Source organism: Dyadobacter sp. BE31 (assembly GCF_031457695.1).
GTDB lineage: Bacteria > Bacteroidota > Bacteroidia > Cytophagales > Spirosomataceae > Dyadobacter.
Genome location: NZ_JAVDXA010000007.1, coordinates 233,454 through 249,323, shown reverse-complemented (window position 1 = coordinate 249,323; position 15,870 = coordinate 233,454). Strand labels below are relative to the sequence as shown.

Here is a 15,870-nt window from a genome sequence, read left to right as displayed (position 1 = left end):
TGCTAAAATCTTAAAGAGGCGTTCCGCAATGCCTTCCGGAACGCCGCCTCCAACTTTTTCTCCCCCGACCATGACGGGCGGCTTTGCCATGCAGCGTTCGATTGCTGGTATAAATCGCGCTTCAAACCGGTCATTTCGGCATTACTTAGTGCCCTGCCTGCTGCCAGTTTTTGCAATGCCGCGAGCATATTCCAGTTTTGCAAACCGCCGTTGAACGGCCCGCTTTCGGTAAGCCGCTGCGCTATTTCCGCACTTAACGCTACCCGTTTTGCTTGCTCGCCTTTGGGTAACTCATTCTTTTCCAAATAGCCGAGCAATGCAGCAGCCAGCGCGGCCGTTTGTTTTTGGTTAAAATCCTTTTCGAAGTCCCATTTCGTCGCCAGATCTTTGAGTTCGCCGGTGAGCCGTTTCTCCTTTTCCTTGATCGGCGGGGGATCGTAGCCGCTTTTCTTCACGTATGTTCGCGCTTTTTGCTGGGCGGTTTTGAGATATTCCAATGCCTTATGCTCGAATGGCAGCGCTTTCTCCGGCTCATAGGTTCGCAAATGCAGCTCCGACTGCCACATTTGCTCCAAAGCCATTTTCAAAAGGCTGCGGGTGGATTGCTCGTAAAAAGTATTCGTTTCGGCATCGTCGTGCGCATGCGTGTATTGTTCCATCAGTGCGGCAAGCGGGTCTTTTTCGCCCGCGGGCTCATGCTCATGCGCGTGTACATCTGCATGAGCGGGCTCGCGAGCGCCCTCGCCCTGGCCATCGGAATGGTGCGTGAATGCGTCGATGATATTGCCATTATCCCCCGCTGGATTGCCATCGCCGTCGGGCGCCGCGCCGTGGGTATCCCCGCCAATGGTGGTTTCAAATTCCTCACCCAAATATTGCCCGTAACGCAGCCGGAGTATCTTCTGGTCAAAACCGATCTCATTCGACGTCGCTTTAAATTCTTTGGCGCTAAGCTTTTTACGCCGGGCAATCAGCTTTTCAGTATCGATGATGATCTGCCGCTGGCTGCGGAAGTATTCGGGCATGATATTCACCGCCATAGTCGCAAGCTCAACTTCCTCCACTTTCGCAGTATCCTTATACACCACAAAATACGTATCCGATTTACTGAAATTCGCTTCCGGCTGGCGGTTGTCGATCGCCGCCCAATAGTAATAAAGCTCGTCACCCGGTGTGAAATTCAGCGCTTTCAAATCGATGGTTTTCCGAATGTCAGCTTCCTTAAAATCGGCCGGACTGAGCGGCATGCGTATTTCACGGAACTTGACATTCTCACCCGAACCCCGCGCCACGGTAGCCACTATGAATGCCTGCTTCACCCTGAAATCGTCCGATATTTTGGCCGATACGGTGATATTTTGAGGGTCTTTGAGGAAATGGTAGCGATACAACTCCTTCGAACCAGGCTCAATGCGCGGCGCGAGATCGGGCAATGCTTCGAGTTTGTAAAAATCAGACTGGTATATCAGCGAATCTCTGAAATATCCTTTGATAGAGTACAAACCAGAGCCGGAAACGCGATCCGCGTACTTGAACACGCCGTGCTGTTCTTTCAAATTCACCTCCTCACCCCTGCTATTCGCAATGCGCACACTTAAATGCTCCGGGTTCTCAAACCACACCGACCATTCCACCACCGATCCGACAATCGCACTGATATTCAGGTCGTCCGATTTCTTTTCGGGCAGGCCCGTGTAGCCGGGCGGGACGATTTTAACCGCCGAAGATTCAAATTTTGGAATAACCTGCCCCGAAATACGCTTAACTGGTTTCAACGCCGACACAGGCTTCTCCTGCGCAACCTTCCGCTCACGCATATCCAACACACCGTGATAAATGAACGCCGCCAGAACCACCGCTCCAAAATACTTCCAGATGCCACGGTATAATATGCGACTTGGAAAGGTGATGATGCGCGCCTCAATGCGTTCGAGTTGCATTTGTTCGGCGATGTTCAGGTCGTTGCGATCGAACAGGTCGAGGCTGTATTCAGCATCCTCGTTATAACTGTGGATCAATGCAATAGCAGCCTTTTGTTTATCCCTGAAAGCCCTCGTAATCCATATCCCGATCAACCAGCCGATAGACCCAACCGCCGAGCTCAGCCACGGACTGTCTTTCAGAAAAATATCCGCCAGCAGGTGCGTCGCCAGGCCCAGCAAGAAGCACTTCAAAATCGCAATCCATTGCAAGTGCGTATTGACCGATTTAACCAGTTTCCTTACATCAGCCATGGTTCCCGCTTGTTTTGCGCAGCGCCAACCAACGCTCCGCTCCCGTTAACAATATCAAAACCAATAGCAGCCAAGGCCGCAATGCCGCTTCTTCCTGCGCATGCGAGGCCGGGACTTTTTCAAACAATGCATTCAGTTGCCCTTTACTCAAAGGCGCGTTATCTGCTTTCAAATCCAAATGTTTCACCAGCAACTCACCCAGCCATTCGGGTAGTCTGCCGCTTTCAACCAGCTCCGAATCCGCCATCCGAAGCGTGTCGCGCAGCTGAACAACCTGCGTCGGAACGCCCCATTGCGGTGCATTGCCCGAAACCACGTAAGTCGTTCCCGGTTGCGGATTAGCCCACGGATGATCGGTAAAAATCCAGTCGTAGTGACTTCCGGGGCTTATTTCCTGTTGTATTTCAAATGAAAAACCGTAAACCTCCGTCAATGCCGCAAGTGCTGCCCGGACGGTTTGCGTTTCCACTGCATTGCCGTAATCCAGCAATACTTTGATAGTGGCTTTATACGCCGGTTTGTTTTTCGAAAGATCAATTTGCCTCGTATCCGACGAATCGATGGCTAAAAAAAGCTGATACTCACCCGGCACGTACACCCGGGATTTCAGGCTGCCGTCATTCCTGAAATACAACCTGAAATCCTTCGCATTACCGCCGGCTAATACATTGATATTTTGTTGTAAATATTTGGATTGAGAAGACGCATCCATGGTTCCAGCCAGGTTAGCAGCTTTTTCCGGCGAAGTACCGAGCCAGTACACAGGTTCACCATTGCGCTGTGCCTTTTCGAGTTCAAAACGGTAGGTATCGGTTACCAACCGGTCGGCCTGTACGAGATGGACTACTCCCCGTTCGCCTGTGTTCCTCAACCAATCGGCGACCGGTTTGCTCAATATTAATGCAAGAAGGATAACCAAAAGGCACCGTATGATCATCAACCAAACCTCATTCAGCCTCAGGCCGCGATGTTGCAGGGTGGTTTGCTCGCCGAGCCAGCGCATGGCCGCCCATTCAATGGTTTTGCCCCGCTTCTGATACCAGAAATGGATAGCCACCGGTACCGCCGCAGCCAGCATTCCCCAAAGCATATATGGTTGCAAAAACGCCATCAGCCCTTTCTTCTCGTTAAAAATGCCTTTAATACCATCCCCACGGGTTCGCTCATACGTGCCCGTACGAGGCGCACATGCGGGATTTGCAATGCGGTTTTCAAATCGGCGAGATAGGTTTCCATAGATGTCCTGAACTGCGTGCCCACAGCTTCTGCATCCAGCTCCATTTCTCTCCCGCTTTCCAGGTCTTTGAAGCGGTAAAATCCCTTTAAATCAAATGCTATCTCCTGGTCACCAAGTATCTGGAAGATCACTATTTCGCGGTAAGGTCCCGCCAAGGCACGTATCCACGACAGCCATTCGTCATTCGTTTGCAGCAAATCGCTCACAAAAATGAGCTGCTCTTTCTTTTTCGACTGAAATTCGGACTGCCGCAACCCCGATGTCCCCCACGATCCGGCCGCGGTCACTTTTTCCAACCCTACCAATATTTTCTGGAATGCTTGTCGCGCCGACGCGGCCGAACCCGTTCCGCTGATCGTTTCCACCCGGCCGTCGGCTATTCCGTACAGGCTCATCTGGTCATTCTGGATGTAGCACAGGTAAGCGAGCGACGCGAGCAGGATTTGCGCGTATTGCAGCCGGCTCACGCCATTTTCGGTATAATTCATCGATCCCGACAAATCCAGCACAAACCGGATCTGCCGGTCGCTTTCCGTTGACGACTCTCGAACCAGGTGTTTGTCGGTCCGTGCAAACAGTTTCCAATCGATGCGTTTCGGGTCGTCGCCGGGTTCATAATGCCGGTATTGTTCAAATTCAATGCCTATCCCCGACCGCTTACTGGAATGGATACCCAGCATCAGCTCCTCGCTCACCAGTTTCCCGGTGAGTTGCAGGTTTTTGAGCTTGATCAGGCTGGACGCCAGTAGGCCGGTTGTTTTTTGCATTGTTTGTTATCGTTGTTTCTGACAGAAGTTGGCCATCGTTTTTGTTGTTACATGCCTGACGGCATTTTTCACGCCGGGTTCAGGTCTCGTTTTCTACCAATGTTACATGCCTGACGGCATTACCATCAGCGAATATGAGCAACGCGCTCGCATACTTTCGTCGGCATTCAGGCGACTCCTCCGGAGCCTTTCCCGCAATGCTTCCATTTTGCTGCTACATGCAGGCAGCCGCTCCGTGGCTTGCTGCGCAAATCGCGTCAGCGATGTAATATTGGTAGCAGTAACCATGACAACCGACTCCAAAATCCCGTCAGGGATGTAACAACAAATCGGACGCGCCGCTTACAACCCATTCAACAACTCCTGGATCGCGTGGTCGCTGGTGATACCCTCCGCTTCGGCACGGAAATTCATCGCAATACGATGCCGCAGCACCGGGAATGCCAGCGCGCGAATATCCTCAGGAATCACTGAGAACCGCTCATGCAGCACCGCTCGCGCTTTCGCGCATAATACGAGCGCCTGCCCCGCACGAGGGCCCGCGCCCCAGTCGCACCATTCTTTTACGTATTCCGATGAAGTGTTTTCAGGCCGCGTGGAGCGTACCAACGTATTGATTTTAACCAATAACTCATCCGCAATATGTACCTGGCGCGTAAGCTTTTGCAGGTCGGCCATTTCGGTATCCGATAATATCCGTCCGATTTCCGGCCGAGCGGTACCGGTGGTAGTCCGCAATACGTCCAACTCCTCTTCCTCGCTGGGATAACTGAGTTTGATATACAACAAAAACCGGTCGAGCTGCGCTTCGGGAAGCGGGTAAGTCCCGGCCTGTTCGATCGGGTTTTGTGTCGCGATGATCAGAAAAGGGTTGGGTAATGCGTAATTCTCGCCGCCATAGGTAACGCTTTTTTCCTGCATCGCTTCAAGCAATGCGGCCTGCGTTTTAGGCGGTGTCCGGTTGATCTCGTCGGCCAGCACCACATTGGCAAATAGCGGCCCGCGGTTGAATTTGAAAAACTTCTTTCCCGTTTCATGGTCTTCCTCCAATATTTCGGTACCCACAATGTCGCCCGGCATCAGATCGGGCGTAAACTGGATCCGACGGAAGCTCATATGCAATGCTTCCGACATCGTCTTAACCATGAGCGTTTTAGCAAGACCCGGCACGCCTTCCAAAAGGCAATGGCCGGATGCAAGCAATGCTATCAATATTTCTTCAATAGCATCCTGCTGCCCGACGATCACTTTGGCTATTTCGGCTTTTAGTAATGGCAGTTTTGCTACCAATGCTCGGTAATGGGATGTTTCAGTTGCGTTTTCCAAATCCTGATAATTAGTTAGTCACCAAAACAGGTCCGGAGGACTATCCTGTTTCTAGCACATTCGATCGTAATTATTGTTCCTGGTCCCGGCGGGGCCTCCTACCACCTGCCGCGCGTTTCAGGCGACTCCTCCGGAGTCTACCAAAAATGGGTAACATTGGGTTTCTATAAACAGGGTGCCGCTCCGCGGCATTTTTCAATTCCCTTTCCCCCCTTTCCTCCTTCCTCCTCTCCACCGCAATCGGCGGTCGGCGGTCCATGGTCGGCGGTCCATGGTCGGCGGTCCATGGTCGGCGGTCGCGCCGCAGGCGCTCCTATCCCGTCAACGCATACACGACAATATTTACGCCAAAACGCGTATTGTCAACCGCCAGGAACCGTTTGTTCCGGAAATCGTAGTCCCATTCGCAACCGTAATCCTTGTTGCTGTACAGGACGCCGATTTTGCCGTTGATGGTAATGGCTTTGAGGTAATCGTGCACGAGGTCGTCGCCCCAGCCGTTCAGCTCGAAGGAGGTGGTCGGCGGGCCGTCGTTGAATTTGAAAAAACTGTGGTAGATAGGATGATTGTTCGGGATTTTCTGCAAGGCTTTCGGACCGAACGTCCGGGCCATTTCCTGTTCGAATGATTTGGCAAAGAGTCCGTCGATGTCGTGGTTACAGTCATCGACGAACACGAAGCCGCCGTTCTGCACATACCGTTTGAAATGGTCGCGCTCCTGGGCCGAGAATTCCACCAGTTTGTGCCCACTCAGATAACAGAACGGGCTTTTGAATATTTCGTTACTGCTCAGTTGCACTACTTTTTCCTTCTCGTCCACCGGTATGGTGGTGTACTCAACCAGCGAATGCAGCAAATTGGACGGCATTCGTTGGTCGGTATCCCAATTACCGGAAGTGTATTGGATTCTGGTGAAGAAAAAAGGTTTCAATACTAAACTGCGTCAGATAACGATGAGAATGTAAACTCCCGGATTTTCATCGGCGGGATCAGGTAATTACGGTTGCTTTCGGTGCTTACTACGCGTTCGGGTTTGCCGAGTGTTTCGAGGTTGTTGAGCATAATCACCGGGCTTTCATTGAAACGGAAGTTTTTGATCGGATGTTTGATCACCCCGTTTTCGATGTAAAAAGTACCGTCGCGCGTGAGGCCCGTGAGCAGGAGCGTTTGCGGGTCCACCTCGCGGATGTACCAGAGCTTGGTGACCAATATGCCGCGTTGCGTCGATTTGATCAGATCTTCCATGCTCGCCGTACCGCCCGCCATGATCACGTTTGTTGGGAACGGCACTGGTTTCACGTTGTTCTTTTGTGCCCAATAGCGCGAGTACACCAGGTTTTTAACCACGCCATTCTCGATCCAGCTGATCTTGTCAGCTGCCTGGCCGTCTCCTGCCCAGGGTGATGCCGGCAAGTCGGGATGTGTCGGGTCTGAGTAAATATGCACGCGTTCATCGACGATTTTCTCGTTCAATTTACTTTTGCCGCCTGCCTTGCTCAGGAACGAGCGGCCTTCGTCGGCACTTCGGGCATCGAGGTTAAAAAATATGTTTTCCAAAAGCACGGCAGCGGCGGTAGGTTCGAGGATCACCGTGTATTTGCCGGGCTCCAATGCTTTGGCGTCGACGGACCCCTTGGATTTTTGAATAGCAACCTTCGTGGCAGCTGTTGTATCCAGTTGGGTCACATCGCTATAACCTTTGGCCACGTAGCCGGAGCCTTTGCCGTCCGGCGTGCGCACGGTGAGCGAGAAATTCACGCTTGTGCTGGGGTAGTAGGCAAACAGCCCTTTGGAATTCATCATGGCCGAATAGCCTTTCTGGTTTTCCAGGAAGCCGGCCGCTGTCATGTTCTGGGTACGCGTCAGGTCGAGGCTCTTGGCAACAGCGTCGGCGCGATAGTCCGGATTTATACCGGCCGTCGATTCGAAGAAACCGTTGGATTTCAGATAGGTTTGCGGTTCCAGCACGCCTACATATTCCGGGTTTTCGGGTGCCAGTCGGGCCAGTTCTTCCGACCGCCTAACGACCTTCTCGATCGATTCTTCGCTGAATTCGTCGATCGTGGCAACGCCTACTTTCTTCCCGAATGCGGATTGCACCTGCAAGTTCTGGTTGATCAGCGACCCGCTCGTCGATACTTCGTTGCGGGCATAGCGCAGGTTCCCCCGCTCTTCACCCAGGATATTTACCTCGCATTCATCTGCTTTGGAATAGCTCAGCACCTTTTGACAAAGCGCCTTTGCTTCTGCTTCTGTTAGTATGATGGCCATTTGCGTAATGCTTTTTTTATGGTCGTTTTATTTGGGAAGAATGGAGGATGGAGGAAAGGGAAGATGGATTTTTATACTCATTACTTTTGCCTTCCTCCCACTCCTCCCATTCCTCCCTTTCCTCCATTCTTATATCTTCCTAGCGGTATTGATAACATTCACCCCGTTAAAGCGTGCCGTCGAACTGCCGTGTGACACGGCGCTGGACTGCATGGGTTGCCCCTTGCCGTCGAAGAACGAGCCACCCAGGCGGTAGTCGCGCTCGTCGCATACCTGCACGCACGAGTTCCAGAATTCTTGCGTATTCGATTGGTAAGCCACGTCTTTCAGCATGCCGGCGATTTTGCCATCCTTGATTTCGTAATACAACTGGCCGCCAAACTGGAAGTTATAGCGCTGCTGGTCGATCGAGAATGAACCGTCGCCAATAATGTAAATGCCCTTTTTAACATCCTTGATCATCTCCTCCACCGACAGTGGTGTTTTGCCCGCCGCCAGCGACACATTCGGCATACGCTGGAACTGCACCGAGCTCCAACTATCGGCATAGCAGCAACCGTGCGATTCCTTCGCACCGATAATATGCGCCTGGTCACGGATGGCCTGGTAGTTTACCAGCACACCGTCCTTCACGAGGTCCCACTGTTTGGTATTAACCCCTTCATCATCCCAGCCTACGGCGCCGAGCGAGCCGGGTTGCAGCTTGTCGGCCACGAGGTTCACCTGCTTGCTGCCGTACTGAAAGTTTTTGGACTGCCATTTATCGAGCGTAGCGAACGAAGTTCCGGCAAAGTTGGCCTCATAACCCAGTACCCGGTCGAGTTCCAACGGGTGACCAACAGATTCGTGAATAGTTAGCCACAAATGCGAAGGATCAAGGATGAGGTCGTATTTACCCGCTTCAACGGTCTTGGCCGAGAGCTTCTCCTTGGCCTGTTTCGCAGCCGCGGTAGCATCTTCGAGCATGTCGTACCCTTTGTTATAACGGGTAGTAACACCCGTAACTTTATCGGCCGGGTTCGACTGTAAATAGTCGTATCCCATGCCCATCGGAGCACTCAGTGATCGGCGTGTTTCAAACTTTCCGGTTTTGGGATCGATGGCCGTTACGTTGAAAAGCGGCCATATCCGGTGAATATCCTGGTCGATATAAGAGCCGTCGGTAGATGCAAAATATTTTTGCTCATTCACCTGGAAAAGGATCGAATTCACGTAGTTAGCCCCATTCTTTATGGCCGCATCGTTCACCGAAAGCAGCAAATCCACCTTTTCTTTAATAGGTACTTCAAATGCATTCTTTTTGAACGGCGCTTTCCAGCTCACTTCGCCAAAGCCTTTCTGGGGGGCGAGCTGTACCGGTTCTTTCATGAGCTTTGCATTAGCCTTAGCAATAGCGACCGCTTCTTCCGCCGCCTTCGCCAGCTGCGCTTCACTTTTAGCATCTACCACCGCAGCAAAGCCCCAGCAGCCGTTCGCGATTACACGCACACCCACTCCGTAGGATTCGGTATTGACGATGTTTTCGACCTTGTCTTCGCGCGTCGTCACAAATTGGTTGAGGTACCGGCCAATGCGCACATCGGCATAGGATGCTCCCTTCGATTTTGCCGCATTGAGGGCCGCATCGGCCAGGCGCTTTTTAACGGCTACGTCGTCGCCCGGCACCAGAAATACCTCCGGCGACACGGTACGGCCCATTGCAAATCCCGGCAACATGAACGCTCCCGTTCCGAGCCCGGCCATTTGAATAAAATCTCGTCGTTTCAAAGTGTAGATGTTTAGCTAACAGGAATTGATTGGGTGAGTTAAAAAAGTGCAATTCATAAGTTAATGAATGGCCGTACTTGTTTCAACTCACCTGTTATGGATGGCAGGATAGCGGTTTAAATGGATTACGCTTGCCGCTAAACCGCGTCTGAAAGGCTTGTGAACGTAAAATCGCGGATTTTCAGCGGCGGTATCAGGCTGCCGTTGGTGCGCACCGGCTTCCCGATCGCCTCCACGTTGTTCAACATGATCACCGGGCTTTCATTAAAGCGAAAATTCTTGACCGGATATTTGATCTGCCCGTTTTCGATGTAAAAAGTACCGTCGCGCGTGAGGCCCGTGTAAAGCAGCGTTTGCGGGTCGACAGTGCGGATGTACCAGAAACGCGTCACAAGAATCCCTTTTTCGGTGCCTTTGATCAGGTCGGCAAGCGAATCGTTTCCGCCCTGAAAAATAATACCATCCGGGGATGGAACTGCCTTAACGCCCTTTTTCTCTGCCCAGAAACGCGAGTAGTACATGTTTTTTACCACTCCTTTCTCAAACCAGGTGACTTTCTCCTGCGGACGGCCATCAGCGGAGAATGGCGAGCCGGGCACTTCGATATTCGTGGGGTCGGAATAAATGGTAACGCGCTCATCCAAAAGCTTCTCGCCCAGGCGTGTCTGCCCCCCTTTCTTCCCGAGGAAGCTCCGGCCTTCGTCCGCGCTGCGCCCGTCCATATTCCGCATCATATTGAGAATGAGGTCATGCGCCGCGGTAGGTTCGAGGATCACCGTGTATTTACCCGGCTCCAAAGCTTTTGCGTTCACCGACGCCAATGCTTTTTGCATTGCAATTTCCGTGGCGGTGCCGGTATTCAGCTTGGAAACGTCGTTATAATCGCGCTGTACGAAGCCTGAGCCTGTCCCGTCCGCCGTTCTGACAGTTACAGAAAAGTCTACGAAGGTCGATTTGTTATAACCAAAAAGGCCCTTGTTGTTTCCCAACGCCGTAAATCCGCTCCTATCTTGCATATAACCGGCGGCTGTCAGGTTCTTTTTGGAACAAGGTTCAATGCTGCCGAAAGCTGCTTTTGCCCGGTACTCGGGGTTAATACCCGCGGTGCTATCGACGAACGCATTGGTATCCACATACTGCTGAGCCCCGAGCATCGGCATATATTCAGGATTGTCGGGAGCGAGCTTTGCGATTTCCTCTGCCCGGCGCACAGTCTTTTCGAGTGATGCATCGTCGAATTCGTTAATCGTAGCCGTTCCCGATTTTTTACCAAAAACCGCTGTGACAGAAAGCGACAGGTCGTTGGTTTCCCCACTGGTCGATACCGAATTGCGCGCATAGCGGATGTTACCCGTCCGGTTTCCCGAAAGCGACGCGCTGATCTCGTCAGCCTTCGAAAACGCCAGCACTTTATCTATGATTTTTTTAGCTTCTTCTTTTGTTAAAATAGCCATTTGAACCTCGATTATGATCGTTTGTAAAATGGGAGGAAGGAGGATGGAGGAAAGGGAGGATGTATTCTTTTCCCGTTCTTCCCTTTCCTTCCCTTCTTTCCCCCTCCTCCCTTTCCTCCTAAATCTTCCTCCCCGTATTAATAACATTCACCCCGTTAAACCGCGTGGTCGAACTGCCGTGCGAAACGGCGCTGATCTGAGAGGGCTGGCCCTTTCCGTCGAAAAACGAACCAAACGTCCGGTAATCGTCCTGGTCACAAAGCTGCACGCACGAGTTCCAGAACTCCTGGGTATTCGACTGGTAAGCGACGTCATCGAGCATCCCGGTAATTTCGCCGTTTTTGATTTCATAGAAAACCTGCCCTCCAAACTGGAAGTTATAACGCTGCTGATCAATCGAATAAGAACCTCTCCCGATAATGTAAATGCCCTTCTCGACTCCTTTGATCATATCCATCACACTGCGTTTCTCGGTTCCCGGTTTGAGGCTGATGTTTGGCATGCGCTGAAACTGGACGGAACTCCAATCGTCGGCATAGCAGCAGCCGTGCGACTCTTTTTCACCCAAAATCTGCACCTGGTCGCGGATGGCCTGGTAGTTGACCAATATACCGTCCTTGATAATATCCCATTCCTTGCACGGCACGCCCTCGTCGTCGTATCCGACCGCGCCCAGCGTATGCGGCTGGGTTTTGTCGGCCACGATATTGACGAGCTTGCTGCCGTAGTTGAAATTCCTGGTCTTCCATTTGTCCAGCGTCGCAAAACTGGTACCGGCGTAATTGGCCTCATAGCCGAGCACGCGGTCGAGCTCCGTCGGGTGCCCTACCGATTCGTGAATGGTAAGTCCCAAATGGTTGGGATCCAAAACAAGGTCATATTTGCCCGGCTCCACCGATTTGGCGGTTACTTTCTGCTTCGCCTGCTTGGCTGCCATAATCGCATCCTCCACCATATCGTATGAGTTTCGGTAGCCCACGAGGCCGTTCGGGCCTGCGATTTTCTCGCTGGCCAGGCCGTCGAGATACTCGTACCCCATGCCCATTGGAGAGCTGATCGCGTCGCGGGTTTTGAATTTACCGGAAGCCTTATCCGTTACAGTGACCGTGAACGTCGGCCAGATCCTGTGGACATCCTGATCGATGAAAGAACCGTCGGTGGAGGCGAAATACTTCTGCTCGTTGATGAAAAAGAGGTTGGAGGTCACAAAGTTGGCCCCATTATCCATTGCGGCGCCATTGACATTCATCATCAGGTCGATCTTGTCCTTCACCGGTATTTCAAAAGCATTTTTGGTAATCGGCGTTTTCCAGGCTTTATCGCCTACGCCTTTCTGCGCGGCAAGCACTACCGGCTCTTTCTGGAATTTCGAATTGGCCTTGGCAATCGCCACGGCTGTGGCGGCACATTTGGCAATACCATCCGGCGTGACATCGCTCGTAGCCGAAAAGCCCCAGGTGCCGTTTGCAATCACCCGGATACCGATGCCGTAAGATTCGGCATTCACGATGTTTTGCACCTGCTTTTCACGTGTGAAAAGGTATTGCTGCAAATAGCGCCCGATGCGGACGTCGGTGTAGGTTGCGCCCTTGTCACGGGCGGCATTCAGCGCGGTTTCGGCGAGTTTTTTCTTGGTAGCCGCATCGAGCCACGGGGCGAGCAGTTGCGCCTCGGCCACGGGGCTCCCGACGACCGGTACCTCGGAGAGCATCATAGCGCCCAAGCCAAGGCCCGACATCTGCATGAAGTGTCTTCTTTTCATTGGTTAAGGTTTAGCCTTTCGGCAAAAGATGAAGAATGGTCGGATATTGAATCTCCAATGTAATCAATATATTCTCAACAAATATTGCTGTGGCAATTTTTTTATGCCAAACAAAAGAGCGCCGAAGTTCCAGTAACTTCGGCGCTCTTCCGGTGCGGTCGGCGACCGCTGTGCATTCGGACCTAGTGATATACTACGCCCCGCATGGCATTTTGAATAATCTTAACCTAATACAAACGCGATATCATCAGCGTCCGGAGCTGCTGTTCATCCCAGGGCTTGTTGACATAGCTGTGAAAATATCCCTTCCCGGCAGCCCAGCGAAATTCATCCGTATAAGCATTGCCCGTGAGCAACACACGCATACTGGATGGATATTGATTGGAAGCCAGTTTGAGAAATTCAAGGCCTGTCATTTCGGGCATCTGGTGATCAGCGAAAATGACGTCGATTTTGTGTTCGTCGAGGATCTTAAGCGCTTCTTCGGTAGAATTGGCCAGGTAAATCTGGGCGTCTCTCCGGAACGTCGCTTTAAAGGAATTCAGATTATTAATTTCATGGTCAACATAAAGGATGCTCATAGTTATTAGATCGATCGGGGTTACTACAAAGCAAATTTATGAATTAACTCATTACCGGGAACAAAATCCCGGACTGCGTAAAACAACCGAAAGCCCTGTCAAATTCCCAAAGATATCACATTTCGCACCCTTGTAGTTAAAACTAACTCACTGTCAATATTTTAATGACAAAAATTTTATTTAACGGTAAAATATATTTCAACTAAAATGTTAGAAAATAATTAACGCTACGGTCTAAATCCGTTGGTAACGATCTCTGAGAAGGTTCATCATGTGTACGTTCACATCCCATTGGCTAACGAGCGGCATTTGCGTGTACGGCATCGCCGGCATGTAGGGCGCGGGACCAAACTCGGTGGTGACGGTGAGTGTAGTACCGTTTTGCGTGTGAAGCGCCGCCACGCGGTCCCACCAGCCGAGGTGTGCACTCAGCACTTCCTCCCACTCGGGTGCGCGCGGATCGTTCACCTGCGGGCCTTCCGGGTGCCCCACACGGCTGTGGATGTGAGCCGTCCGCGAAATAGCTAGCGCAACCTCATCCGGAAGGTCGGCGAGCAGTGATTCGTGAACCGCGCACCAATGTGAAATGTCGAGCGCAATGCGGAGGCCGGGATCGGATTGGAGGTAGCCCATTGTGATATGAGCGGCGAAGAAGCTCTTACCCCGATGCGTTTCGTGGATGATAGGAATGCCGGATTCGGCGGAAAGCTTTGCTGCCAATGCAAAAAGCCGCTGGTTTTGAGCGGTGTTGAAATAATCTTTACCCGTCTGGCAGTTAATCAGCACCGGCCGCGCGTCGATCAGGTTGCGGAGGTATTTCTCATAATTCGTGGCATGCTCGTCGATGTCTTTCTCAAAAGATTGCCAGTACTGGCCGATCAGCCGCAGATCCCAGGCTGCCAGCGTATCCAGGATGGCCCGTTTTTCGGCCGGATCAAAAGGCAATGCCATTTCAACGCCATCATAGCCAGCGGCCTTTACATTTTTGCAAAAAGTATCGAACGGAAGGGTATTACCCCACTCCGGTGCGAAAAATTGAATGGTCATGGAACAGGTAATCAGCTTTTTTGCAACAGTTTTTCAATTTCTTCCAAGGATCGCCCCTTGGTTTCGGGGACGCTGGTACGAACAAAAAAGTAGTAAACCAGACATACCGCCGCATGAATCAAAAAGGTGACCGGTATGCCGAAATACTGGTTCATGACCGGGAACAGGGCGGTAGTGAAGAAATTGGCGATCCACAAGGCCAGCGTAGCCACTGCCATCGCGTTCCCGCGGATGCGGTTTGGAAAAATCTCAGAAAGTGCCACCCAAGTCACAGGTCCGAGCGTAGCGGAATATACGGCCACGAATGCCAGCACGAAAACCAGCACCCACAGTCCCGACCATTGCAGGTAGAACGCCGCCGATAGCGCCAGGGCATCCATAAACAAGAGGAACGAGCCATATTGCAAAAGCCTTTTGCGGCCCGCCTTGTCGATCGTACCGATGGCGACAAATGTGAATATGAAGTTGGTCACACCAATAATGATCGACTGTAAAAACGCCGAATTTTGAGCCATACCGGCCTTTTTGAAGAGCTCTGGCGCATAGGAGAAGATCGAGTTCTGACCGACTATCTGCGAAAATATGGCAATCATCACGCCAATAAACACAATGTGTGCAACGTCCTTTCGAAAAAGATCGGTGACTTTGTATTTGGTTTTGTCTGCGAAGCTCTGTTCGATCTGCTCCTGTTCGGCCAATGCATAATCCAGCCCGCCCACGCGCTCGAGAACGATATGGGCTTCAAACTCCCGGCCGGCGCGTATCAGCCAGCGGGGGCTTTCGGAGGCCATAAAAAGGCTAAAATAAAAGAGTAATGCCGGAATCGATTGTGACGAAAACATCCACCGCCAGTTATCTTCGACATCCAGCAGCATGTAGTTTGAAAAGTACGCCAGCAATATGCCCACTACAATGGAAAGCTGATAAAACGACACCGTGGTGCCGCGCATGGGTGCGGGAGAAATCTCGGCCAGGTAAATCGGACAAACGAGTGCCGCGGCCCCTACCGCCACACCACTCAGCATCCGAAAACCTATAAACATCGGAAAGTTTTCGGCCCAGCCGGTGCCCCCGCCTGTAACGGCAAACAGTATGGCACAGATCATCAGCAGTTTCTTGCGCCCCAGCCGCTCGCAAAGCCAGCCACCCAGCACAGCACCTATCGCTGCTCCGAGATTGATACAGCCCACGGCCCAGCCGGTTTCCAATTCGTTCAGTCCGAAATGCGCCTGAAAGAAACCGACCGTTCCGGAAATAATTACCAGATCAAAGCCGAATAGTATCCCGCCCAGCGCTGCAATAGCACTGAGCAGGTAAACATACCCCTTATTAATCTGAACAAGCCCTGGACCATTCAGGCCGGAAATACGCAGACCTGTTTTGTCCAAATTGGAAAATGTACCTGGGGCGTGTGCCATAATGGG

12 protein-coding genes are annotated in these 15,870 nt (G+C 51.8%); all 12 read right to left on the bottom strand.

Going from position 1 to position 15,870, the window contains the following annotated elements; translation table 11 throughout:
- Window positions 1–2: 2 nt before the first annotated feature.
- Window positions 3–2,234: a hypothetical protein gene (locus tag J2Y43_RS28885; RefSeq protein ID WP_309990797.1), complete on the bottom strand. Its 2,232-nt coding sequence runs from the start codon at window positions 2,232–2,234 to the stop codon at window positions 3–5.
- Window positions 2,227–3,345, bottom strand: coding sequence for a BatA domain-containing protein (locus J2Y43_RS28880; protein WP_309990795.1), 1,119 nt, complete (start codon window positions 3,343–3,345; stop codon window positions 2,227–2,229). The genes J2Y43_RS28885 and J2Y43_RS28880 overlap by 8 nt, the downstream gene beginning before the upstream one ends.
- Window positions 3,345–4,238: a DUF58 domain-containing protein gene (locus J2Y43_RS28875; RefSeq protein ID WP_309990792.1), complete on the bottom strand. Its 894-nt coding sequence runs from the start codon at window positions 4,236–4,238 to the stop codon at window positions 3,345–3,347. The genes J2Y43_RS28880 and J2Y43_RS28875 overlap by 1 nt, the downstream gene beginning before the upstream one ends.
- A 342-nt stretch (window positions 4,239–4,580) precedes the next feature.
- Window positions 4,581–5,564 (bottom strand): MoxR family ATPase, encoded by a 984-nt coding sequence (locus J2Y43_RS28870; RefSeq protein ID WP_309990789.1) that lies wholly within the window; start codon window positions 5,562–5,564, stop codon window positions 4,581–4,583.
- A gap of 313 nt (window positions 5,565–5,877) precedes the next feature.
- A complete protein-coding gene (locus J2Y43_RS28865; RefSeq protein WP_223404951.1) occupies window positions 5,878–6,495 on the bottom strand; it encodes a DUF4159 domain-containing protein in 618 nt (205 codons plus the stop codon).
- A 2-nt stretch (window positions 6,496–6,497) separates the two neighbouring features.
- Window positions 6,498–7,835 (bottom strand): TldD/PmbA family protein, encoded by a 1,338-nt coding sequence (locus J2Y43_RS28860; RefSeq protein ID WP_309990783.1) that lies wholly within the window; start codon window positions 7,833–7,835, stop codon window positions 6,498–6,500.
- A 129-nt stretch (window positions 7,836–7,964) separates the two neighbouring features.
- Entirely contained in the window at window positions 7,965–9,602 is a 1,638-nt protein-coding gene (locus tag J2Y43_RS28855) for a TldD/PmbA family protein (RefSeq protein WP_309990781.1), read from the bottom strand.
- A gap of 137 nt (window positions 9,603–9,739) precedes the next feature.
- Window positions 9,740–11,056, bottom strand: coding sequence for a TldD/PmbA family protein (locus tag J2Y43_RS28850; protein ID WP_309990777.1), 1,317 nt, complete (start codon window positions 11,054–11,056; stop codon window positions 9,740–9,742).
- 118 nt (window positions 11,057–11,174) lie between these two features.
- Window positions 11,175–12,818: a TldD/PmbA family protein gene (locus tag J2Y43_RS28845; RefSeq protein ID WP_309990774.1), complete on the bottom strand. Its 1,644-nt coding sequence runs from the start codon at window positions 12,816–12,818 to the stop codon at window positions 11,175–11,177.
- 227 nt (window positions 12,819–13,045) lie between these two features.
- The gene (locus tag J2Y43_RS28840) at window positions 13,046–13,399 is read right to left on the bottom strand and encodes a response regulator (RefSeq protein WP_106596417.1); all 354 of its coding nucleotides are present in this window, start codon (window positions 13,397–13,399) and stop codon (window positions 13,046–13,048) included.
- Between the two features lie 234 nt (window positions 13,400–13,633).
- Entirely contained in the window at window positions 13,634–14,446 is an 813-nt protein-coding gene (locus J2Y43_RS28835; protein WP_309990772.1) for a sugar phosphate isomerase/epimerase, read from the bottom strand.
- 11 nt (window positions 14,447–14,457) lie between these two features.
- Window positions 14,458–15,864: a sugar porter family MFS transporter gene (locus J2Y43_RS28830; protein WP_309990770.1), complete on the bottom strand. Its 1,407-nt coding sequence runs from the start codon at window positions 15,862–15,864 to the stop codon at window positions 14,458–14,460.
- Window positions 15,865–15,870 lie beyond the last annotated feature (6 nt).